The 693-nt window shown below is 63.9% G+C and carries 1 pseudogene; it reads right to left on the reverse strand.

The annotated features are described in order from the left end of the window. Positions 1 to 28: 28 nt before the first annotated feature. Positions 29 to 693, reverse strand: a pseudogene (locus NKI10_RS30880) (transposase); the annotation flags it as partial.

Consider the following 693-nt stretch of genomic DNA (forward strand, 5'->3'; position numbering starts at 1 on the left):
CAACTAACGAGTCGGCCCTGAACAATGGCTAAGCCATTGACGCGGCAGTGCCGCAGTGACGGGAGGAAGTATCCGGTTTGGCGGCGCAAGCAGCGATCGCCAGCAGGATGAGCGCACGCCAAAGCGCCAGTGTGGCTAGGATGAGGCGCAGATTGTGGCCGGCGGCCACGAGCAGCGCATTGATGGCATCGCCAGCATGCCCGAGAAGGAAGTTCCGGTCCAGCCGCCCGTCGGTCTTCAGTGGCCGATGGTGGCCTCGATGGCCGATCGTCGTTCAACTCCCGCTTCATGGTGGCGGTCAGCCCACGCTTGCTGCCGGCGAGCATCACCGAACCCGAACCGGCATAGTCATGGCCGCGATAGCCCTTGTCGACGTAGATGCGGTCCGGCTCGACGCCGCCAATCTGCGCGGCCTGATCGACAGTCGCTGCGAGCGTGTGGCCGTCATACGGATTGCCCTGGAAGGATTTGGCGGCCAGCACGAGGCCTTCACGGTTGGTTGTTGCGATCCCGACCTTGCAGCCGAACTCGTAGGGTGCGCGGGCTTTGCCTTTCGAGATGCAGACCACCTCGGGCGCATGCATCGAATAGAGCTTGTTCTTGTCCTTCGGCCTCTGGGCCAGCAGCCGCTCGACCAGCCCGAGCAGCCGAGCGAACCTGGCCTCGAGTTCACCATTGCCGGCGATCTTGCGG

It is taken from the genome of Mesorhizobium sp. M0802 (assembly GCF_040320115.1).
Classification (GTDB): Bacteria; Pseudomonadota; Alphaproteobacteria; order Rhizobiales; family Rhizobiaceae; genus Mesorhizobium.